Source organism: Rhizobium sp. NLR8a, assembly GCF_019685235.1.
Lineage (GTDB): Bacteria > Pseudomonadota > Alphaproteobacteria > Rhizobiales > Rhizobiaceae > Rhizobium.
Genome location: NZ_JABDWI010000014.1, coordinates 171,373 through 193,427, shown reverse-complemented (window position 1 = coordinate 193,427; position 22,055 = coordinate 171,373). Strand labels below are relative to the sequence as shown.

Sequence of the window (22,055 nt, the reverse complement as noted above, 5' to 3'; positions counted from 1 at the left end):
AGAAGAAGGTATTACTTCGTTCGGCAAAATTCAAGATGGCCGCTAAGCCGCCATCGACCTATAGAGCCACTCGGAGAGCGTCTGGCTCCCCACGCGCGCGCCGACATGAGGCAGCAACACATCACCGCTCAGTTCGACGCCGAAATACGAGGTGGAAGGATCGGTTATCACCTGTCGCGGGTCCTCGTTCGCGGACAGATAGATGCGGGCGATGTCGTCGATGCCGAACTGTTCGGGGCCGCCGATCTCGACGATATTGCCCAAGGGATCTCCGGCTGACAATTCCGCCAGGAATGCCGCGACTTCCCGAGCCCAGACCGGCCTGATGGGGGCCGGAGGCAAACGAACGACGTTGCCTTCGGCACCGATGTCGATCACGCCGTTGATGAATTCGTAGAACTGCGTCGAGCGGAGGATCGTGTAGGGGCGAGCCGAGGCCCTGATGAGATTTTCTTGAACCGCTTTCGCGCGAAAATAATCGCTTTCGACGAGGCGCGGCGTGCCGACGACGGAAAGCGCGAGATAGTGCCGGACGCGGGCTTCCGCCGCCGCCGCGAGCAGGTTCTTCGTCGATGCCTTGAAGAAATCGAGCGCCGAACTGTCGCCAAAGGACGCGGCATTGGTCACATCGATGACGACGTCCGCTCCCGTCATCGCCGCATCGATGCCCTTGCCGATCACCGTATCGACTCCGAACGACAGAGATGCGGCCGTGACGTCGTGGCCCAAACGCCGCAGCTCCGCCGCCAGTTGCGTTCCGATCAGACCGCTTGCTCCCGCTATCATGATTTTCATCTCGGCATCCTCTGTTGCATCGTCTATATGCCCGCGCGGACGGAGAATGACCGGGACGCCGAACGCCTTCCATCATGCTTGAGGGTCGGATGTCCGAGACGCAGGATTAGCGGAGCCAGCCCAAAGTCTAGGATGCCGGATCGGAAAGATGGAAGGTCAGCCGGCGGTGGAGAAATCCGCCTACATTCCCGCGCAATGCATGGGTTTCCATGAGTTGCGGTTGTGGTGCGCCAGGATTACGGTTCCAATATGAGCGCGCCGGCCCCGAAATGGAAAACAACTGCTGCAGGACATGCTGACAATTCCCTGGCTTCGCCTGTCCAGCCGGAACGATGGATGGAAAGCGTCTGGTCGCACCGCCCGCCATTCCTGCGTCTGGCGCTTTTCTTCCTCGCCTATGTGCTCGCGTGCGGCTTCGCCCAGTCGCTCGCGGTGGTGCCGGAAACCGGTATTTCCATCTGGCCTCCGGCCGGGCTGTTCATCGCGACCCTGATCCTCGCCTCCCGACCCAGCTGGCCATGGTGGATTCTGGCCGGCTGCCTGGGAGAGATGTTCAGTAATGTCCTATGGTTCCATAGTCCGCAAGCTGCGGCCTTCCTGATCTATGTCGGCAACGCTCTCGAAGCGATGGTCGCGGCATGGCTCGTCAACCGGACTTTGAAGCTCCCGGTTCGGCTCGAAACCCTGCAGGAAGTGATTGCATTTGTTATCATCAGCGCCGGAATTGCGCCAACCGTCAGCGCGACCATCGGAAGCGCCACGCTCGCCTGGTTCAGCATCCAGTCGCAATCCTTCCTGACGGCCTGGCCCTTATGGTGGATCGGAGACGCGACCGGTGTCCTGATCGTGGCACCGCTTGCACTGGTTCTGTTCCACAGCTGGCCCGGCAAGACCCAACTCTCGGCAGGGCAATGGGTGGAAGCTGCCGTCCTGGCGCTGATCTTTCTCGGCGTCGCCGCTCTTTCGCTGAGTGGCTATCTCCCCTTCGCCTATATCATCATGCCGCCTCTTCTCTGGGCCGCGGTCCGCTTCGAAATCAAGGGGGCGGCAGTGTCGCTCGCTCTCCTAGCCCTGATCACCGCCGTCTCCACGATGACGGGCGCCAGCCAGTTTGCCGGCGACCCGGCGTCCCAGAAATACAACCAGGTCATGCTGCAGCTTTTCCTGGCGATCTCAGCATTCTCAGCGCTGATCGTCGCCGCCATATCGCGTCAGCATCAGCTGGCGGTGTTTTCGTTGCGTCAGAGCGTGGAAACGCTCAGCGAAAGGGAACGGGAATTATCGCAGCTCGTAGACATGGTGCCGAGCCATGTTTGGCGCCTGAGACCGGACGGCGAGCCGACCTTCTTCAACAAACGCATGATCGACTTCCTCGGCATCGACGTTGCGGATTCAGACCGGCCTGATGTGAGCCGGCTGGAGGCAGTCCTTCAAGCCATCGTTCATCCCAATGATATGGCGGCGTTCAGAGAGTCGCTCAGCCATTGCCTCGTCACCGGCGAAGTCTTCGCCATGCGCTATCGGCTGCGCCGCGCCGACGGCGTCTATCGGTGGATGTCGAGCCGCGCCGTGCCCATGCGCGATCAGGCTGAAAAAATCGTCCAATGGTACGGTCTTTGCCACGATATCGATGATCAGGTCCATGCCGAAGAGGCCCTGCGCCGGAGCGAGCAGCAGCTGCAGCAGATGATCGACGCCGTTCCCGTCCGCATCTGGAGTGTGGAGCCGGCGGGCGAGTCGATCTACTTCAACAAACGCTACCAGGATCACTTCCGATCGGTCATCGCCGATTTCGATGCCCTGGCCGAGCCGCGCATCGACGAGCTGCTGAACCAGCTGGTGCACCCCCACGAGGCGCCCGCTGTGCGGCGCATGCTGCGCAATTGCTTCGAAAGCGACGGCGGCACCGCGATGCGGTTCCGCTGGCTTGAAAAAGACGGCGTCTATCGCTGGGCCGAATGCAGGGTGGAGCCGCGGCGCGACGACGAGGGGAAGGTCGTGCAATGGTACGGCGTGTCCCTCGACATCGATGACGAGGTGCGGGCGCTGGAAGCCTTGCGCGATCGCGAGCGCGAACTCTCGCAGCTCGTGGACATGGTCCCGGTCCAGATCAGGCGCCTGACGCCTGAAGGCGAGCCGGTCTTCCTCAACAAGCGCCTGATCGACTTTTTCGGTGTCGACGTCGGAGATATGGATCGGCCGGGCATGAGCCGCCTTTCCTCAAACATTCACACTCTCGTCCATCCAGATGATGCGCCCAGGCTGCTTGAGACAGTCCACCGTTCCCTCGCCAGCGGCGATCCCTTCTCGATCAAATACCGCATGCGTCGTTTCGACGGTGCCTATCGTTGGGTCGACTGCCGCGCCGAGCCGCTGCGGGGTCAGAACGGTGAGATCGTGCAATGGTACGTGATATCGGTCGACATCGACGACGAGATGCGCGCGCAGGAGGCGCTGCGCAATCGGGAGCGGGAGCTCTCCCAACTGGTGGACATGGTCCCGAGTCTGCTCTGGCGGCTCAATCCGCAAGGCAGTCCAACCTTTTTCAACAAGCGCCTGATCGATTTTCTCGGTCTCGACGTCGCCGAGATGGAGAAACCGGGCATCGGCCGGCTCGCGGCCCTCATCGAAGTCGCCGTCCATCCCGAAGATGCTGAGAAACTCTCCGAGGCGCTCAACCATTCCCTGGTCACCGGCGAACGCTTCTCGCAACAATTTCGCCTCCGGCGCGCTGACGGCGTCTATCGCTGGGTGAAGGGCAGCGCCGAGCCGCTGCGTGACGAAAACGGGCAGATCGTCCAGTGGTACGGTCTGTCGCATGATATCGACGACCAGCTGCGCGTCGAGAAGGCGCTGCGCGAGAGGGAACGGTCGCTCTGGCAGATCGTCGAAACGCTGCCTGTGATGATCGACTGCGCGGCTCCCGACGGAGAGCCGGTCTATCGCAATCCGCAGCTTCGGGATTTTCTCGGATACAGGCTCGAAGACCTTGACGGAACCGGCAAGTCACGGCTGGCCGGCACACTCGATGCCGGCGTTCATCCCGACGACCTGGCCGATGTCAAGGAGAAATATGCCCATTCGCTCGCCACCGGCGAACCCTATGCGCGCCGGCATCGGCTGCGGCGGTTCGATGGCGATTATCGCTGGGTGGAGACGCGGGCCGCGCCGATGCGCGACGGCGAGGGCGCGATCGTGCAGTGGAATGTCATATGCCTCGATATCGACGGTGAGGTTCAGGCGCAGGAAGAGCTGCGCCGGACGCAAGAGGGGCTTGCCCGGGCGGGCCAGGCAGCGAGCCTCGCCGAGCTTTCCGCCTCGATCGCGCACGAGGTGAACCAGCCCCTGGCGGCCGTGGTGGCGAATTCCCACGCCTGTCAGCGCTGGCTGATGGCCGACCCGCCGAATATGGAGCGGGCGCAGAGAACGGTCGAGCGCATCATCCGCGACGCCAATTCGGCGGCTGAGGTCGTCGGCCGCATTCGCGCCTTGTTCAAACAATCCGCCGACAGGAGAGTTCAGACGACTCTTTCCAGCGTCATCGAGGAGGTGCGCAGCCTGATGGCCGACGAAGCCTGGCGGCGGCGCGTCCGCATCGACGTCGATGTTGACGACAGCTTGCCGTCCATCGCGCTCGACCGCATTCAGATCCAGCAGGTTCTGATCAATCTCATCCGCAACGGGATCGAGGCCCTGGACGCCACGACAAGCGACAGGCTGGTCGAGATACGCTCGCACCAGGTCGGCAATGCCGTCCAGACCGAGATCCGCGATCTGGGGCGGGGCATCGAGTTTCCCGAAAAGATGTTCGAGCCTTTTTTCAGCACGAAGGAAAACGGCATGGGGATGGGGCTGGCGATCTGCCGCTCGATCGTCGAGCTGCATGGCGGACGATTGTGGGCGGAGAAGAACCAACCGCACGGAGCGACGTTGATCTTCACATTACCCATCGAAACGAAGGCAGCGTCATGACGACCGATGACCATATCGTCTTCATCGTGGATGACGATGAACGCATCCGGGAGGCTCTCGGCGAGCTGCTGGACTCGCATGGCATACGCGCCATCGCCTTCGAGTCTGCCTGCGACTATGTGCAAGCGAACAAGCCGGATGTTCCCGCCTGCCTCATCCTCGATATCGAACTGCCCGATATCAACGGCCTCGACCTGCAGAGGCAGATCGCCGACGGCGATCATCCGCCGATCGTCTTCATCACCGGACATGGGGACATCCCCTCCTCCGTGCGCGCCATCAAGCGCGGCGCGGTGGATTTTCTCACCAAGCCGTTCAGCGATGAGGACCTCATGGCGGCAATCCAGGCAGCGATCGCCGAGGATCGGGAAAAGAGAGCCGGCCGCGCAGAACTCGGAATGCTGAGGCAACACTATCTCGAACTGACGCCGCGCGAACGCGAGGTGTTGCCGCTCGTCGTCAGCGGCCTCCTCAACAAGCAGGCAGCGGCAGAGCTGGGGATCAGCGAAGTCACTCTGCAGATTCACAGAAGAAACGTGATGCAGAAGATGGCGGCTGCATCGCTCGCCGATCTCGTGCGCATCGCGGAGAAACTGGAAATACCGATAACCCACTCGCGCCGGGTGGGAGGGAATTGAACATGAACAAGACAAGACATGTCGTGGCAATTGTCGATGACGATCCAAGACTCCTCGAATCGATGAGTGACCTTCTGGAATCGGCGGGCTATGTCGCCCGCGGCTTCTCGTCGGCAGGCTCGCTGCTCGTCAATGGGCTGTCGGACCTGGATCTGCTCATCACCGACATCGGAATGCCCGGCATAGACGGCTTCGAGCTTCGTGATCTCGTCAGGAAATCACGTCCGGAGCTGCCGGTTTTCCTGATCACGGGCCGCCACGAGATCGCGGATCAGGGCCGCGCTCAAGGCGCCGGCGGATTCTTCCGCAAGCCATTCGATGCCCAGGCCCTGATCGCGGCCATCGCCCATGCCTTACACAAATCGAGAGATGGAGGGTGACATGAGGGTTGACCAGCCGTTCGTTCGTAGATCGGCGCCTTTTTCAGCGCAGCGTGAATGTGAAGAGGATCAGCCGCTCGTCATGATCGTGGACGACGACGCATCCATTCGCGAGGCGCTGTCGGAGCTGATCCTGTCGGCCGGTTTTCAGCCGATTAGCTTTGCTTCTACCCGCGAACTGCTCGATGCGGATGTTTTGGACAGACCCGGCTGCCTGATCCTCGATGTGCGCATGCCGGGGGCAAGCGGTCTCCACCTGCAGAGCCATCTGGCTGAGAACGGCATTGCCAAGCCGATCATCTTCCTGACCGGCCATGGCGATATCCCGATGACCGTCCAGGCGATGAAAGCCGGCGCCGTGGATTTCCTCACCAAGCCGGCGCGGGATCAGACGCTGCTTGATGCCGTGACCGCCGCTATTTCAATGGACGGCGAACGACGGGCGGAAGCGGCGATCGCCAATCGCAATATCGAACGGCTGGAGACGCTGACGCAGCGCGAGCGCGAGGTTCTGCACGAAGTGGCACGCTGACGCCTCAACAAGCAGATCGCCTTCGATCTCGGCATCAGCGAGGTGACGGTCAAGCTGCATCGCAGCAATGTCATGCACAAGATGGAGGCCGCCTCAATCGGCGAACTGATCCGGGCCTGGGAAACATTGCCGGCGCAGATGCGTCAGGCTGGGGCGCGTTAGCTTTTAATCAAGGAGCCAAGAACGCCGGCTGTCCATTTGATGCACGCCGTATCCGATTCACGCCAAAAAAGACGATGCGGCGCCGGCAATGGGTTCCGACCCCGCACGCTTGCGTTATCTCTAAATTAAAGTTCGGGGATATGACATCGTGCCCGGCTTTGGTTCCCCAAAGGAGATCTCGCCTTGAACAATCAATCGTCAGTCGCGCCTTCCCCTAAAACCAATGCCTTCGACACCGAAGCAAACTTCCTGTCGGCTATCGGGAATTCCAAACGGCTTCACATTCTGCATCTGTTGAGCGAAGGAGAAATGTCCGTAACCGTCCTGGCTGACGAAGTGGGATTGAGCCAATCTTCGACGTCTCAGCATCTGGCAATTCTTCGAGACCAGGAACTCGTGCAGACGCGAAGGGCTGCGCAGACGATCTACTATTCACTTCAATCTGAAGGGGTCAGGGCAATGCTCGATACGCTCGCGGACATCTTCGGATCGCATCGCCGTACGGCGGCAGAACGTGCTCGAGCCGTCGGCGCCTAACTCCAATGGCGGAACGCTGACCTTGCCGCTCATGATTGGTCTTCAATTCTGCTGACATGCGCCTCGACCCGTCGATCGCTGATGTACGTTCGATGTTCGTTTGATGTACGCCTCCTAGACCACGGTGTGATTACGCCTCCATTGCGAATGGAGATAATGAACCACATCAGAAACGGAACGAAGGGCCCGGCGCACGGAGGCGATCATGGACGTATATGAGGCAGTCACAAGCCGACGGTCGGTGCGCGGATTCAAGGACCAGCCTGTGGCGATGGAGATACTTGAGCGCGTGCTGGCCGCCGCTGCCTGGTCGCCGTCAACGTCGGCATGTATCTGCAGACGGTCATGTTGCTGCTCCGCGCCGAAGGACTGCACAGTTGCCCGCAGATGGCGTGGTCGCAGGTGCGCGAGACGGTCGCCGAGGTCCTGTCGCCGCCCGATGGGCTGATCCTCTTCTGCGGCATGTCGATCGGCTACGAAGACCCTGCGGTTACGCCCGTACGGGCCGCGCCCCGCTGGCCGAAACGGTCACGTTCATCGACGAATAGTTGCTTGCACTCAAAGGACAGAGACCCCGTCGAGAATTCCGCGTATGATGGTCCCTTATCATGCGGGATACTGGAGAACGCCATGACCACGCATAAAGTAGGCTATCTTATCGGCAGCCTCGCCAAGGGCTCGATCAACCGCAAGCTCGCCAAGGCGTTGGTGCGCGTCGCCCCGCCGGAACTTGAAATGTCAGAGATCTCCTTCAAGGACCTGCCACTCTATAGCTACGATTACGACGCCGACTACCCTCCGGCCGGCAGAGCATTCAAGGCGTCAATCGCGGCCGTCGACGCAGTACTGTTCGTGACGCCCGAATATAATCGATCCATCCCCGGCGGGCTGAAAAACGCAATCGACTGGGCGAGCCGCCCTTACGGGACCAACTCGTTCACACGCAAGCCGTCGGCGGTGATCGGCACGTCGCCGGGCGCTGTAGGCACAGCCGTCGCCCAGCAGAATTTGCGCAGCGTGCTCAGTTTCTGCAACTCTCCGCAGATGAATGCTCCAGAAGCCTACATCCAATTCACGCCGGGGCTGATTACTGATGACGGCGAGGTCACGAACGCCAGCACCGCCGATTTCCTTCGAACGTTCATGCAGGACTTCCACGTCTTCATCGCGAGGGTTCGCTCAGTGTTGCCGAAAGACGCCTAGAGGCGCTTGGAATGGGATGGCGATGTTCCTGCAATGCCTGCAAACGTCGCCGCGCAGGAGCGGCCGCGTCATCCGGCGGCCAGCTCCGATTAGTGTGTGAAGCCCTCAGGCGAAGGCATAAGAGCCGTCCGGCCGCTTCGGCACGCGCCGTTGCCAATGGATATAGCCTTCCTCCTGCATTGCCTTCTCGTCCATTTCGACGCCCCAGCCCGGCCGGTCGGGGCGCAGTTCGAGATGGCCATCCTTCGGCAGATAGGGGTCGACGACATAGCGGGTTTCCCCCTGCCGCTTCTCGATGTCGAGGCCGCCATAGACATAGGCCTGGCCTTTTGGCAGCCGGTATTCGAGGATGCGGAAATTCTGGGCCGCGGCCGAAAAATGCACATTGACCGCCGTTGCCAGCGGCCCCATCGGGTTGTGTGGAGCAATGCCGACGAAATAGGCTTCGGCAAGCGTGGCGATGCGGCGCATTTCGCTGATGCCGCCAACGACGCAAATGTCGGGCTGGATCAGGTCGGCGCCCTTGACCTGCAGCAGCCGCAGGAATTCGTTCCTGTTATAGAGCGACTCGCCGGTGGCCAGGACGCAGTTGAGCCCCTGTTTCAGGTCGCCCCAGGCCTCGATGTTCTCTGGACGCAGCGGCTCTTCGTAGAACAGCGGATCATAGGGCGCCAGCGCATTGCCGAGTTGCCTTGCGGCGATCGGTTCGAAAATCTTGGCATGAGCATCGAAGGCAATCTCGTATTCGTCATTGACCGTCTCGCGAAGCGAGCGGAAATAGTCGGCCGAGGCTTTTACGACATTGCCCCAGCGATGGGCATGCATGTCGATACGCCAGGGGCTGAGTTTGAAGGCGGTGAAGCCCCATTCCTCCTTGAGGCGATCGAACTCGTCGCGGGCGGCGGGCGCGTCGGGGGCGGTATAGACCCCGGCATAGACCTTGATGCGGTCGCGGACCTCGCCCCCCAGCAGCTTGTAGACCGGGACATTCGCGGCCTTGGCCGCCAAATCCCACAGGCAATGGTCGAGCGCGGAAATCGCGGCAAGGCCGAGTGCACCCGGCGGGAAGCGGCTTTGCTGGATCAGCAGGTTGACGAGATAATCGACGCGTGTCGGGTCCTGGCCGGAGAGAAAGCCGTAGAGATAATCGAGCAGCGGCGGCAGCGCCTTATCGGGGCCGTGATTGTAGCATTCGCCCCAGCCCGTCAGGCCGTCGTCGGTATCGAGCGCGACGATCACGCGGGGTCGGTCCTTGTCGCGGGTCATGAACACCCGCATGCGGTCGATCTTCATCATTCTGTCCTTCTAGCGATTGAAATAACTGCGGCGCGCCACGCGCGTCTGCACGTAGAGATGCTCGTCGTAGGTTCCGGGATTGTAGGAACCGGCGGCCTCCGGCACGGGAACGGAGACGTTGCCGCCGCTCGGAAAGCGGGCGACGAATTCCTCGTCGATATCGCAGCCAAGCCCGGGGGCGTCGGGAACGGTGATCATCCCGTCCACCTGCTTTGGATGCGGCACGATCGTCTGGCGGCGGCCGTCCCAGTCATCGTCGAGCCGCTCGAGGATGAGCGCGTTCGGAATGGCGGCCAACAGATGCAAGGCTGCATATTCCGCCACCGGTCCGAGCGAGCCTGAATGCGGTGCCATCTGGATATGATGGGCTTCGGCCATGGCCGCGATCTTCTTCATCTGGGTGATGCCGCCGGCTCGGCCGGTATCGGGCTGAATTACGTCGACCAGCTCTCTTTCGATGAGCTCGCGCTCGCCAAAGATGGTCGCCGAACGTTCGCCGGCGGCAAGCGGCACATGAGCGGCGTCGCGAATGCGCTGGTAGCCTTCAAGATTGTCGGGCGCGATCGGATCTTCCACCCACATCAGCTCATAGGGTTCGAGCGCCCGCACCAGGCGGCAGGCGTCCGCAGGGGTCAGCCATGGCGGCCCGTGCAGGTCGATGGCGACGTCCATATCGTCGCCGACCGCCTCGCGCAGTGCTGCGACCTTGCGAACCGGATCGGCCACGCCACCGCACTTGATCGCCTTTATGCCGCGCTGTTTGACCGCAAGCGCGCGTTCGGGCGTATTGGCATGCGAATAGATCGGGATCTTGTCGCGCACCTTGCCGCCGAGCAACATCCAGACCGGCACGCCGAGCGCCTTGCCCTTGATGTCCCAGAGCGCCATGTCGATGCCGGTCATCGCGCCGCCTCCGACGGTGCCGAGCATGCCGTGACCCATCATTGCGATATGCAACTTCTGCCACAGACGTTCGATATGGGCGGGATCTTCGCCGATCAGGAGAGGCGCCAGATCATGGATCGCCGTCTCGATCACCCGCGGCCAGCCGGAGCATTCGCCGATGCCGGTGATGCCTTCATCGGTGTCGATCTTCAAAAACAGCCAATTTCTCGTGCCCCGCAGCTGCGTGGATGCACCGTCTCCCGACCGCTCATCCGAGGCCCATTTCGAAGGGTCTGGCTGACCGGCGTGCATGAGAAATGTTCTTATGCCGGTGATCCTCATCGCTGAGCGCTCCCGTTCTTGAGAGTGTCGGGAGCGATATAGCGGAAGCGCCGCGAACGGTCGCGGTCACGTGGATCGGGGCGCGGAATGGCCGATATCAGCGCTTGCGTGTAAGCATGCTCGGGCGTGCGGCAGACCTTCTCCGCCTCACCGATTTCGACGAGCTGACCCTTATACATGACGCCGACGCGGTCGCACATATAGCGGATCACGCCGATATCATGGCTGATGAAGATATAGGCGAGGCCGAGTTCGTCCTGCAGGCGCATCAGGAGATCGAGCACCTGCGAGCGCACGGAGACGTCGAGCGCCGAGGTCGCCTCATCGGCAACGATGACCCGCGGATTGAGGGTGATGGCGCGGGCGATGCCGATGCGCTGGCGCTGGCCGCCGGAGAAGGCATGCGGGTAGCGTTCGCGCGCCCTCGGATCGAGGCCGACCTGCTCCATCAGGTGGCAGACGCGCTCGTCGAGCGCCCTCCCCTTGGCGATGCCGTTGACGAGCAAGGGTTCGCCGATGATCTGGGAGACGGTCATGCGTGGATTGAGGGAGCCGAAGGGATCCTGGAACACCATGCGCAATTCGCGGCGCGCGGCAGCAAGCGTCTGCCCTTTTGCCGTTGCCAGGTCGATGATGCCGCCATCGGCGCGGCGATAGAGGATTTCGCCGGCAGTTGGATCGAGCAGCCGCATGATCGAGCGGCCCATCGTCGTCTTGCCGGATCCGCTTTCGCCGACGATGCCGAGTGTCTCACCGGGCAACAGCGAAATGGAGACGTCGTCGAGTGCTTTTACCTCGCCGAAATCCATCGAAAGATTACGCAATTCCAGGATTGGCGCCGCCGTCCGATCGAGCGGCGCCCGCGCCAGGCGAATCTCGGCCTTCTGCTCCAGCTTCAGCACCGAGCCAATCAACATGCGGGTATAATCGTCTTTCGGGGCGTGAAAGATCTGCTCGACCGGCGCATATTCCTTGGCGACGCCGTTATGCATGACCAAAACATCATCGGCGATCTGCGCCACGACGCCCATATCATGCGTGATGAAGAGAACGGCCATGCCGTTGGCCTTCTGCAGCCGGGCGATCAGGTCGAGAATTTCGGCCTGCGTCGTCACATCAAGCGCCGTGGTCGGCTCGTCGGCGATCAGCAACTGCGGCCTGCAGGCGAGGGCCATGGCGATCATCGCGCGCTGACGCATGCCGCCGGAATATTGAAAGGCATATCGATCCAACGCCTTTTCAGGCGCGGGAATTTCCACCTGTTTGAGCAGCGATATGGCTTCGGCGCGCGCTTCCCCCTTGCTCATCCTGGTGTGGAGGCGAAGCGCCTCGATGATCTGGTTGCCGACGGTGTGGATGGGCGACAGCGACGACATCGGCTCCTGGAAGATCATCGCGATATCGCGGCCGCGGATCGCCCGGATCTGGCGCCCGCGCGGATTGAGGCTGGTCAGATCTATGGAGCCGCCCTTCGGGTGGTTCAATGTGATCGAACCGCCGGCGATCCGGCCGGGCGCGTCGACAATCTGCAGGATCGAGCGCGCCGTCACCGACTTTCCGGATCCGCTTTCACCCACCACGCAGAGCGTCTTGCCCGGCTCGATTGTAAAGGACAGGTCGCTGACGGCGCGAAAGACGCCGGTGCGCAGGGGGAACTCGACGGTGAGGTTTTTCACCTCGAGCAGCGGCCTGCCGGCAATGGGAACGATGTCGGTCATGCCGGCCTCATTTGTTGTAGGGATCGGCCGCGTCGCGCAGACCGTCGCCGAGGAGATTGAGCGCCATGACGGCGACCACGACCGCGCAGCCCGGCAGGAAGAGCCAGGGCGCCGTGGCGATCGAGCGAATGTTCTGGGCCTCGCGCAGCAGCACGCCCCAGGAAATGGTCGGCGGCTGCAGCCCGAGCCCGAGGAAGGACAGAGAGGTTTCAGCCAGGATCATCGCCGGCACTGCGAGGGTGATCGAAGCAATGATATGGCTCGCAAAGCTCGGCAGCATGTGGCGAAAGATGATGCGGCCTTCACGAACGCCATCCAGTCTGGCGGCCGCGACGAATTCCTCGGTTCGCAGGGATAGGAAGCGGCCGCGAACGACGCGGGCAAGCTGGGCCCAGCCGGTCAGCGACAGGATGATCGTGATCATCATATATTGCAGCGTCGCCGGCCAATCCTGCGGCAGGGCGGCAGCCATGGCGAGCCAGATCGGTATCGTCGGCAGCGACAGCACGAAGTCGATTACACGCTGCATGAAGAAATCGATGCGGCCGCCGTAATATCCCGAGATGCCGCCGATCACGATACCGAGCATCAATGACAGGAAGACGCCGACGAGGCCGATCGACAGCGAGACCTGCGAACCCTGAACCGTCCGGCTGAAAACATCGCGCCCCAGCCGGTCGGCGCCGAAGAGAAGCAACGGCGTCGTCTTGTCGGGCGAGGCGATCAGATGGATGTTGGTCTTGAACAGGCCAAACACGGAATATTCATAGCCGCGCCCGAAGAACTGGACGTCGACGCGCTTCGTCGTGTCTTCCTTGAAGATGGCGGCGAGCGTTTCCGGATCGCGGCTCAGCTTCATCGGATAATAGTGCGGACCGAAGGAAAATCCGTTCTCGGTATCGATCAGATGCAATTTCTGCGGCGGGTGGAAGGTCGCCCGCGCATTTTGCAGGTTCGGATCGTTGATGGTGAAGAAGCCCGGAACCAGGGCAACGATGTACATCATCACGGTGACGACGAGCGCCACCATGGCCAGTTTGTGGCGGCGAAAAGCCCACCAGATCAGCTGCCACTGCGATGCGACGGCGGCGCGATCCGGCTGAATGTTTGTAACGGCGATGTCGGCCATATCAGGCTCCTATTCCAACCGGATGCGGGGATCGACCAGCGCAAGCAGGATGTCGCTGATCAGAGAGCCTATCAGCGTCAGCGCGCAAATCAGCAGAACGAAGGCGCCGGCCAGATACATGTCCTGGGCCATCAGTGCCTGCAGCAGCAAGGGGGCGGCCGTCGGCAGGTTGAGGACGATGGCGACGACGACCGAGCCGGAGATGAGATTGGGCAGTAGCCAGGCAATCGTCGAGATGAACGGATTGAGCGCGATCATCATCGGATATTTCATCAGCAGGCGGAATTCCGAGAGCCCCTTTGCCCGTGCCGTCGTCACGTAAGGCTTCGGCAGCTCGTCGAGCATGTTTGCGCGCATGACGCGGATGAGGCTCGCCGTCGAGGAGACGGCAAGGATGACGACGGGAAGCCAGAGATGCGAGAAGAGATCGCCCATCTTGGCAAAGCTCCAGGGCGCATTCCCATATTGTGGCGAAAACAATCCACCGACGTCCTGGCCGAATTCGACCGCTGCGATATACATCAGCACCAGCGCCAGGAGGAAGGACGGAACGGCCAGACCGAAGAAGGTGAAGGCGGTGAAGAAATAGTCGCCGATCGAGTATTTGCGCACCGCGGAAAAGACGCCGATCGGAAGAGCAATCGCCCAGGTGGCGATCAATGTCGAAAGAGCGAGAACCAGGGTCAGCGCCATGCGCTCCCAGATCAGATCCGACACCGGCTGCTGCCATTCGAAGGAAATGCCGAAATCGCCGCGCGAGAGGATGCCCCAGATCCATTTGAAATATTGGATGAGCATCGGGTCATCGAGTCCGAAGCGTTCACGCAATTGTGCCGCGGTGTTCTGATCGACGATCTCGTTGGAAGCCGCCAGCGTCGCAATATAGGTCGTGACGTAATCGCCCGGCGGCAGCTGGATCAGCACGAAAGCGAGGAAGCTGACGGCAAAGAGCGATGGAATCATCCACAGCAAACGTTTGGCGATAAAGACCAGCATGGGCGCCTCTTGCATTGAGTACCGCCCTCGGGGCTAACCGGCTCTCATCGCCGGCAAGGCATCGGAAGGCGAACCGAAGAAAGCGCCGTACCGTCGGTACGGCGCTCGATCAAAATCAGCTCGTGAAGGTGAACTGCTGCGGCATCGCAGGTCCCGGATTGGGCCAGGACCAGCTATCCGGCTGCTTCTCGGGAACATTGCGCAGATTATTGCGGATGATGCCGAAGCCGCCAACGGCGAGGCAAAGTCCGACGGTCTCGAATTCCTCCGCGGCGATGTCGAAGATCTGCTTCATGATCGCGCCGCGTTTGTCGAGATCGGCCGTCGAACGCGCTTCGTCGAACAGCTTCATGCGCTTCTTCTGGCTTTCCGGCGGCTCCTCGCCGCGCGCGCCGTTAGACGTATACCAGAGCGTCCACGGAATGGCGTAACGCGAACCCTGCGGATGGAAAGCGAAGAAATCGCGCGGGTCAAGCATCGGATCGAGACCACCCGGCCCCGGCCACACCTGCGCATCATGGGCATTATCGTCGCCGCGGGTATAATAGAGGGCCCGCTCGATCGTATTGACCTTCATGTCGATGCCGATCTGCGACCAATGCGTCTTGACCAGCTCCAGGGCATCGACGAGATCGGGATAAAGCGTCGGAATGACGTCGACCGAGAAGAACACCTTCTGACCGTCGGGCCGAACGCGAAAGCCGTCCGGCCCCTTCTTATAACCGGCCTGATCAAGCATCGCGCCTGCCTCTTCAGGATCATATTCGGTGAATTGGCGCGCATATTTCTCATGATACCACGGATGGGTCGGACGCGGCCCGGCCTGGTAGGGCTCGCTCTGCCCGAAATAGACGATGTCGATAAGCTCCGGGCGATTGATGCCGATCGAGAGCGCCTGCCGGAATGACTTGTCCGCAAACATCTTGCGCATGGCAGGATCTTTGTGGGTGATGTTGAAGTAGATCTGGCACTGCTGCGAGGCCGAAGGCACGAGCGTCAGCAGGCGATAATCGCCCTTCTGCATGTTCTGGGAAAGCGTCGGCTTGTTGGCCAGCACGCTGATGTGACGTTCCTGAATATCGATCTTGCCCGAGATGACGTTCAGCATCAGCGATTCGACGTCCTGGGAAATGCCGAAATTGATCTCATCGATGTAGGGAAGCTGGTTGCCTGCCGTATCGACCTGCCAGAAATAGGGGTTCCGGGCCATGACGACGCGCGTGGCGCCGCCGACATAAGGCTCACTGACGACCCAGGGATCGAGGGTCGGCTTGTCGACATTGCCCCAGCGTGTCGGGATCTCGATGTCACCGCAGCGGCTGCGGAAGAGCTCCGTCCAGCTGGTGACGCCCGCCTTCTTCGCATCGGCCTCGATATTGGGATTGTATTTCGGCAGGAACTGGCTGCAGTAATGCTTCGGGAAGAGCGTCGGATGCTGGCCGAGCGGCGTGGCGAGATTTTCGAGGTAAAGCGCGTTCGCCGCCGCAAAGGTGAACTTCACCGTATAATCGTCGATCTTCTCGACGGTGACCGGCTTGCCGGCGACAGCAAGCTGCGCCGGTGTCGAGCTGTAGAGTTCGGTGTTCTTGACGCAGTCTTCGATCGCGAAAACGACGTCGTCGGCGGTAAAGGGATGACCGTCTGACCAGCGCACGCCTTCGATCAGATGGAAGGTGAATTGCGTTGCGTCGTCGCTGACTTCCCAGCGCTCGGCAAGGTTCGGCTGCACGGCGGTGAATTCCAGATTCCAGCGCACGAGGCTCTGGTTGCCGACCATGCGCAGGATGCCGTTATGGTCGGATGAACCGCGCAGGCCGCGGCGCAACGTGCCGCCATAGGTGCCGACCTTCTCGAACGGCGTTACCACCATCGGCTTCTTCGGCAGGCGCTCGGCCAGCGGCGGCAATTTGCCGTCCTTGACCAGTTGCGCCAGCGCAGGCGCTTCGCCGCCGGCGGCGAAGGCGCGACCGGCGATGGACAGTGCTGCAGCACCAGCCATGCCGCCGAGAACGGCGCGGCGGGTGACACCGCGAGACAGAATTTCATTGGGCATCGATTCCTCCCCTTTTATGCCGGCACTGGCTTGTCCCGGCTGGTGCGGCGGGCTCCCGACCTGCCGTTTTGCGCCCTCCTCGGCGCTGGAACGAAACCATAGACACGTTCTCAAATGATTACAAGAGTTGACAGATAATTACAGATTCGATAGCACATGCCGTATCAGACACAACGCCAAGCCGTTGGCAATCCTGCGTTGGATAGAGAAAGAAGACAGATCTGTCAGAAGCTGTATACAGGCCGCATCGCGGCCGGTGACGGCGCGGCGCCATCCCGGCGCATGGTCGAGAAGGCATATCCGGCTTCTGCTCGCCGGGCGAAGAGCCGACGGGGCGAATTTGCCACTTGGCGGGGGAGAAAAGAGCGATAATGACGTTTGCACTTGATGCCGTTTCGAACCGGGGCGCAACGCGCTTCAGCGACATCATCTACGAGAAGATCGTGGGGATGATCGCGGACGGCAATTTCCCTGTCAACGAGCGGCTGCCGTCGGAGACCAGGCTTGCAGCCGATTTCGGCGCATCGAGACCCGTCGTGCGCGAAGCGCTCGAACGCCTGAGAGCCGATGGCCTCGTCGTTTCCCGCAAGGGCTCTGGCTCCTATGTCCGGCAGCGGCCGGATTCGTCGATGCTGAAAATGGTCCCGGTCGGCTCGCTTGCCGATGTCCAGCGGTTCTTCGAATTCCGCGCCGGCCTCGAGGCCGAAGCTGCGGAGCTTGCCGCGCGAAACTGGCAGCCGGCCGACAAGGAGCGGATCACTGAGGCGCTTCTTGCAATCGAACAATGTTTGAGGAACGGCGAACTCGGCGCCGACGAAGACCAGGCCCTGCACGACGCGATCGCGATGGCGACGGGAAATCAGTTTCACATCACCGTGCGTGAATGGTTCAAGCCGCATTTCGCCATCGGCCATTCCGTAACGCGAAGCCTGAGCCTGAAACGGACTCCGGAGCAGATCCGCAGCGTTCAGGACGAGCATGCGGTCATCGTAGAGGCGATCTTCGCACGTCGGGAAATCGAAGCGCACGACGCGATGAAGAGACACATACTGAATGCGCGCGCCCGCATGTTCCAGGGGGTTTGAGCGACAATGGGAGGAAGGACGATGAGACGGATCGCCATAACGGGTGCCGCCGGACGTGTCGGGACGCTGTTGCGCCCGTTCCTCCGGCAGCATGCGGAGCATGTCCGCTTGATCGATATTCGCGAGCCTGTGGACCTGGCCGGAAATGAAAGCTTCGTCCGCGCCGATCTGTCAAAGCTCGAAGAGGTAACGGCCGCTTTGCGCGGCGTCGACGGCGTCGTTCATCTCGCCGGCATCGCCAGCGGCGTCGATATGAACGCTATTTTGCAGGCTAATGTCCTCGGCACCTACAATCTCTATGAGGCCGCCCGGATCAACAAGGTCGAGAGGATGGTCTACGCTTCCAGTAACCATGCGACCGGCTTTTATCCCCGCGGCGAGGTCATTTCACCGCTCGATCCCATGCGACCGGACAGCCCCTACGGGCTTTCCAAATGCTGGGGCGAACTGGTGGCGGGACTCTATTACGATACGTCGGGCATTCGCTCCCTATCCATCCGCATCGGCAATGCCGGCACCTATCCCAACAGCGAACGCACGATCGCAATCTGGATCAGCGCCCGGGATCTGGCGCAATTGGTGCGGATCGGCCTCACCCATCCGCAGATCGCCGCGACCGTCGTTTATGGCGTTTCCGATACCGACACGAAATGGTGGGACAACGATCTGGCGACGCGGCTTGGCTACCAGCCGCAGGACCGGCCGCGTGATCACGCCCATATCGAGAACGGCGCGGAAGGACGGGTCGCCCTTGCATTCCAGGGCGGCGGCTTCTGCGAATTCAATCACGATGGCAGCATCCGCATGCGCGATGCCGAAGGCCTCGTCAAAGATCCGGAGACAGTCTCGTGACGGCACCCCGCATCGTTGAGCCGAAGATCCGTCCTGTCCTGCAGCAACCGCTGACGGTCGGTGAATCGCCGGTATGGGACGAGGAGACCGGCGCGCTCTGGCTCGTCGATATCCTGGCGCCGGCGCTCGTCCGGCTCTCGGCCGAAGGCAAAGCCGACCACTTCGACATGCCTTCCGCGATCGGCTGCCTCGGACTATGCCGCGACGGCAGGATCGTCGTCGGACTCCAGACGGGCGTGCATCTCTTCGATCCCGTCTCCCGCCAGCTTGAATTTTTGTGCGATCCCGTGGGACGAGAGATGATCGGCCGCCTCAACGACGGCAAGGTCGGGCCGGACGGCCGCTTCTGGGTCGGCTCGATCAGCGAGGCCAAGCCGCAGGTGAATGATGCGGCGCTCTTCAGTGTCGGCGCCGACGGCAGCACGCGGACCGTCGCAACGGGGCTGACGAGTTCCAACGGCCTTGCCTGGTCGCCGGACGGCCGGCGGATGTATCACTCCGACAGCCGGCAGTGTTTTCTGCAAGCCTTCGATTTCAATCCCGAGACGGGCGAACTCGGCGGGGGACGCCGCCTTCGCAGTTTCACCGAAGAACAAGGCCGGCCGGACGGAGCGACCACCGATCGCGACGGTTTCTACTGGAGCGCCGGCGTCTCCGCCGGCCGCCTGAACAGAATATCGGCCGACGGCGAAATCGTTGAAATCTACATTCTGCCGGTCGCAGCACCGACAATGCCGTGTTTCGGAGGCCCTGATCTCAGCACCCTCTACGTCACGAGCCTGTCGAGCGACCGCACCGGACGTCTCGAGGCGGGGACGGTCATTGCCTTCGATGTCGATGCGGAGGGGCTGCCGCCCTTCCGGTTCGGCTGACGATCACTGGAAGAAGAGCCAACGGGGGAGAAAAATGAGCATCGCGATCATGCGCAAGGCGCTTAGGGGCGTGTCGGGCGTTCCCGTCACGGCTTATGATGCCGGGGGCGAAGTCGAGCCCCGGATTACCGCGAAGGTCTATGCGCGGGTGGCCGCGGCCGGCATTCACAACATCGTCGCGGCCGGCAATACCGGAGAATTTTATGCCCTGACGCCGCAAGAGATCCGGATCGTCCACGAGGCGGCGGTATCGGGTGTGGATAGCCGGGCGCCGGTGACGGCGGCGATCGGCCGGTCGCTGCGCGAAGCGACCGGCATGGCCAGGGATGCGGCCGCGATCGGCGCCTCCGCGGTCATGTCGCATCAGCCGGTCGATCCCTTCGCGGCGCCGTCGGCCCAGATCGATTATTTCTGCAATCTCGCCGATGCATCCACTCTGCCGCTCGTCGCTTACGTCAGAGCCGAGGGTTTCAGCGTCGCCGAGATCGTCCGCCTCGCCAATCACGGCAATATTGCCGGCATCAAGTTCGCCACGACAGATCTGATGCTGCTGGCGAGGGCGATCCCCGCCGCCGATCCCAAAGGCGCGTTGTTCGTGTGCGGCCTGGCGGAGAGCTGGGCGCCGACATTCACCGCGGCCGGCGCGCGCGGCTTCACCTCGGGCCTCGTCAACGTCGCGCCGAAGCTGTCGCTCGCCGTCCATGAAGCGCTTGAGAAAGGCGACTTCGCCGCGGCGAGAGCAATCGTCAACAAGCTCGAACCCTTCGAGCGGATGCGCACCAAGTTCCGCAACGGCGCGAACGTCACCGTCGTCAAAGAGGCCGTCACCTATTCCGGCCTCGATGTCGGCCCGGTACGCGTGCCAGGACTGCCGCGGCTCGACGCGCAGGATCGCGACGAGCTGCGTCGGCTGCTTCGAGGCTGGGAGACCGAGGGCGATATCCAAACGGACCGGCAGGACGTGAAGACGGCCGGCTAATTCAAAACATCATTCCCGCAAGCAACAGGATTGGGAGGTCTTGAGATGCTGAAACAGCTACTGACGACGATCGCAATGACAGGCGCGCTGATGGCGGCGCAGCCGAGCCTGGCGGCATCGCCGCCCAACATGCTTGTCATCGGCACGAATCTGACCGGTATCCGGACGCTCGATCCGGCCCAGAACAACGCCCGCACGGTGTCCGAGCTGATCTCGAACCTCCACGACAATCTCGTGCAGCTGTCGCCTGATGACCTCAAGACCCTGAAACCGATGCTGGCGACGAAAACCGTCCCTCGATGGTCCGCCAGCGCACGACCCATGACACCCCCAGTTTTATGTGAAGATGTGCCGGTCTCGCGAGACAACCAGAGTGACATTTGGCCAGCGCACAATGTATCAGTGCGAACATTACTGCGAAGCTGTCACCCGCTTCGATCAAAATTCCTATCCGGCGTATTTCTCAGCTCGAATACTCGAAAGGCGTCATCCCCGTGCCTGCGCTCGTTCTTCCCAGCCGCCCTTTATCGCTTGCACCTGATGTGATCTCCACGCCGCGGGCTTACTTCTGGGCCACTCCCGTCATCGCGGCACTGGCGGTGTTTATGGTCACTTGGCAAGCGCCCGGCGTCATCAGGGATTTTCAGGTCAGCCAAAATCCGTTGGCCGTCGAGAATGGTGACGTCCAAAACGGGAGATGCACGACACGCAAGCTCTTCTTTACGGACTGTGAGGCGCGGCTCGTCTACAGTTACGACGGACGCAACTACGACACGGAAGTCCAAGTGATGTTCGTCGATTTTCATACCGGCGATTATGAAACGGGCGTGGTGATCTCGGCCGACCATCCGGAATTGGCGACAATGAGCCTCGGTCTGGACAAGCTCTGGAACCGGATCATAACCCTCACCGTATTTGCCCTGTTTCTTGGCGGCATGAGCCTTGGAACACTGTTCCAGGCGTTGCGGATCTGGCGTGTTAAACGGCAACTGCGCCAACCGGCGTTCTTGGATACCATACCGGTGGAAATTGCTGCGTTCGATCGCAAGCGCACATTCTTTCCGTTACCTACAATGACAAGATCGCCAACGATCGGACAGGTCGATCAGCCTACACCCAGATGAAGGGAGGTCAGGAGCCTTTGATTGTGGGGGTGGCAAACGGCAAAGCCGTGGGCTTGGCGGTCCGGCATGGCAGGACAGCGCTGCCAGTGCTTCTGGATGATCGTCTGCAACGTATCGGGCTGACGGATGACGAGCGAAAGATTGCGCTTGCGCCATTCGCACAGCACGGCGGTGGACAGACTGTGCCGGTCTTGATCGGCAAGCGCGGGAAGACAATGTCGGTCGGCGCGCGGCTGCGGCTGTTTTTTGGCACCCTCCTCTTGATCCTCGCCGGCTTCATCGGTTTCTGGCTTTGGTACGTGACAAGTGCCAGCACACCTTTCCAGTCGCCGGGGATGGACATCAACAATCTCATGCCGACGCCGTTGAACAAATGGGGGTGCATTCAATTGCGGAAGCGGTTCGGCCAAGATCGCGCTCCCTTCGGATGCGTTGCGGGCGACTATACAAGCTGGAAATACTGAAGGCGGTCAGATCGCCGCCATTTACGCTCAACTCGACGGAA

Annotated in this window: 16 protein-coding genes and 4 pseudogenes; 13 read left to right on the top strand and 7 right to left on the bottom strand. The window is 61.4% G+C overall.

What is annotated here, in order from left to right; translation table 11 throughout:
• Window positions 1-42: 42 nt before the first annotated feature.
• Entirely contained in the window at window positions 43-795 is a 753-nt protein-coding gene (locus HJC04_RS25520; RefSeq protein ID WP_221147413.1) for an SDR family oxidoreductase, read from the bottom strand.
• A 336-nt stretch (window positions 796-1,131) separates the two neighbouring features.
• Between HJC04_RS25520 and HJC04_RS25515 the strand changes: the two genes are divergently transcribed.
• From HJC04_RS25515 to HJC04_RS25485, 7 genes and pseudogenes are all read left to right on the top strand, one after another.
• Window positions 1,132-4,767, top strand: coding sequence for a PAS domain-containing protein (locus tag HJC04_RS25515; protein ID WP_221147412.1), 3,636 nt, complete (start codon window positions 1,132-1,134; stop codon window positions 4,765-4,767).
• On the top strand, window positions 4,764-5,405 hold the full coding sequence (locus HJC04_RS25510) for a response regulator transcription factor (RefSeq protein WP_210631887.1): 642 nt from the start codon (window positions 4,764-4,766) through the stop codon (window positions 5,403-5,405). Before HJC04_RS25515 ends, HJC04_RS25510 begins: the two co-directional genes overlap by 4 nt.
• 2 nt (window positions 5,406-5,407) lie before the next feature.
• Entirely contained in the window at window positions 5,408-5,785 is a 378-nt protein-coding gene (locus HJC04_RS25505) for a response regulator (RefSeq protein ID WP_210631886.1), read from the top strand.
• A 1-nt stretch (window position 5,786) separates the two neighbouring features.
• Window positions 5,787-6,479, top strand: a pseudogene (locus HJC04_RS25500) (response regulator transcription factor).
• A 183-nt stretch (window positions 6,480-6,662) separates the two neighbouring features.
• Window positions 6,663-7,016 carry a helix-turn-helix transcriptional regulator gene (locus tag HJC04_RS25495; protein ID WP_210631884.1) on the top strand — a complete coding sequence of 118 codons (354 nt, stop codon included), beginning with the start codon at window positions 6,663-6,665 and terminating at the stop codon, window positions 7,014-7,016.
• A 205-nt stretch (window positions 7,017-7,221) separates the two neighbouring features.
• Window positions 7,222-7,564 (top strand): annotated as a pseudogene (locus HJC04_RS25490) (nitroreductase family protein).
• Window positions 7,565-7,646: 82 nt separating this feature from the next.
• On the top strand, window positions 7,647-8,219 hold the full coding sequence (locus HJC04_RS25485) for an NADPH-dependent FMN reductase (RefSeq protein ID WP_221147411.1): 573 nt from the start codon (window positions 7,647-7,649) through the stop codon (window positions 8,217-8,219).
• Between the two features lie 105 nt (window positions 8,220-8,324).
• On the opposite strand, the gene HJC04_RS25480 is transcribed toward HJC04_RS25485, so the two are convergent.
• The 6 genes from HJC04_RS25480 to HJC04_RS25455 all read right to left on the bottom strand — a co-directional run bounded on the left by HJC04_RS25480 (window position 8,325) and on the right by HJC04_RS25455 (window position 16,638).
• A complete protein-coding gene (locus tag HJC04_RS25480) occupies window positions 8,325-9,512 on the bottom strand; it encodes a mandelate racemase/muconate lactonizing enzyme family protein (protein WP_221147424.1) in 1,188 nt (395 codons plus the stop codon).
• Between the two features lie 12 nt (window positions 9,513-9,524).
• Window positions 9,525-10,742 (bottom strand): mandelate racemase/muconate lactonizing enzyme family protein, encoded by a 1,218-nt coding sequence (locus HJC04_RS25475; RefSeq protein WP_210631882.1) that lies wholly within the window; start codon window positions 10,740-10,742, stop codon window positions 9,525-9,527.
• On the bottom strand, window positions 10,739-12,460 hold the full coding sequence (locus HJC04_RS25470) for an ABC transporter ATP-binding protein (protein ID WP_221147410.1): 1,722 nt from the start codon (window positions 12,458-12,460) through the stop codon (window positions 10,739-10,741). The genes HJC04_RS25475 and HJC04_RS25470 overlap by 4 nt, the downstream gene beginning before the upstream one ends.
• 7 nt (window positions 12,461-12,467) lie before the next feature.
• Entirely contained in the window at window positions 12,468-13,589 is a 1,122-nt protein-coding gene (locus HJC04_RS25465) for an ABC transporter permease (RefSeq protein ID WP_210631880.1), read from the bottom strand.
• A gap of 9 nt (window positions 13,590-13,598) precedes the next feature.
• Entirely contained in the window at window positions 13,599-14,585 is a 987-nt protein-coding gene (locus tag HJC04_RS25460) for an ABC transporter permease (RefSeq protein WP_221147409.1), read from the bottom strand.
• 115 nt (window positions 14,586-14,700) lie between these two features.
• Window positions 14,701-16,638, bottom strand: a complete 1,938-nt coding sequence (locus tag HJC04_RS25455; RefSeq protein WP_221147408.1) for an ABC transporter substrate-binding protein — start codon at window positions 16,636-16,638, stop codon at window positions 14,701-14,703.
• Between the two features lie 371 nt (window positions 16,639-17,009).
• Between HJC04_RS25455 and HJC04_RS25450 the strand changes: the two genes are divergently transcribed.
• The 6 genes and pseudogenes from HJC04_RS25450 (at window position 17,010) to HJC04_RS32130 (ending at window position 22,014) form a co-directional block, all read left to right on the top strand.
• Window positions 17,010-17,723, top strand: coding sequence for a FadR/GntR family transcriptional regulator (locus HJC04_RS25450; protein WP_210631877.1), 714 nt, complete (start codon window positions 17,010-17,012; stop codon window positions 17,721-17,723).
• A gap of 21 nt (window positions 17,724-17,744) precedes the next feature.
• A complete protein-coding gene (locus tag HJC04_RS25445) occupies window positions 17,745-18,575 on the top strand; it encodes an NAD(P)-dependent oxidoreductase (RefSeq protein WP_221147407.1) in 831 nt (276 codons plus the stop codon).
• Complete coding sequence (locus HJC04_RS25440) at window positions 18,572-19,447, top strand: SMP-30/gluconolactonase/LRE family protein (RefSeq protein ID WP_221147406.1); 876 nt, start codon at window positions 18,572-18,574, stop codon at window positions 19,445-19,447. Before HJC04_RS25445 ends, HJC04_RS25440 begins: the two co-directional genes overlap by 4 nt.
• 34 nt (window positions 19,448-19,481) lie before the next feature.
• Complete coding sequence (locus HJC04_RS25435; protein ID WP_221147405.1) at window positions 19,482-20,426, top strand: dihydrodipicolinate synthase family protein; 945 nt, start codon at window positions 19,482-19,484, stop codon at window positions 20,424-20,426.
• Between the two features lie 45 nt (window positions 20,427-20,471).
• A pseudogene (locus HJC04_RS25430) lies at window positions 20,472-20,741 on the top strand (ABC transporter substrate-binding protein); the annotation flags it as partial.
• A 179-nt stretch (window positions 20,742-20,920) separates the two neighbouring features.
• Window positions 20,921-22,014: pseudogene (locus HJC04_RS32130) on the top strand (hypothetical protein).
• The last annotated feature ends 41 nt before the right edge of the window (window positions 22,015-22,055 follow it).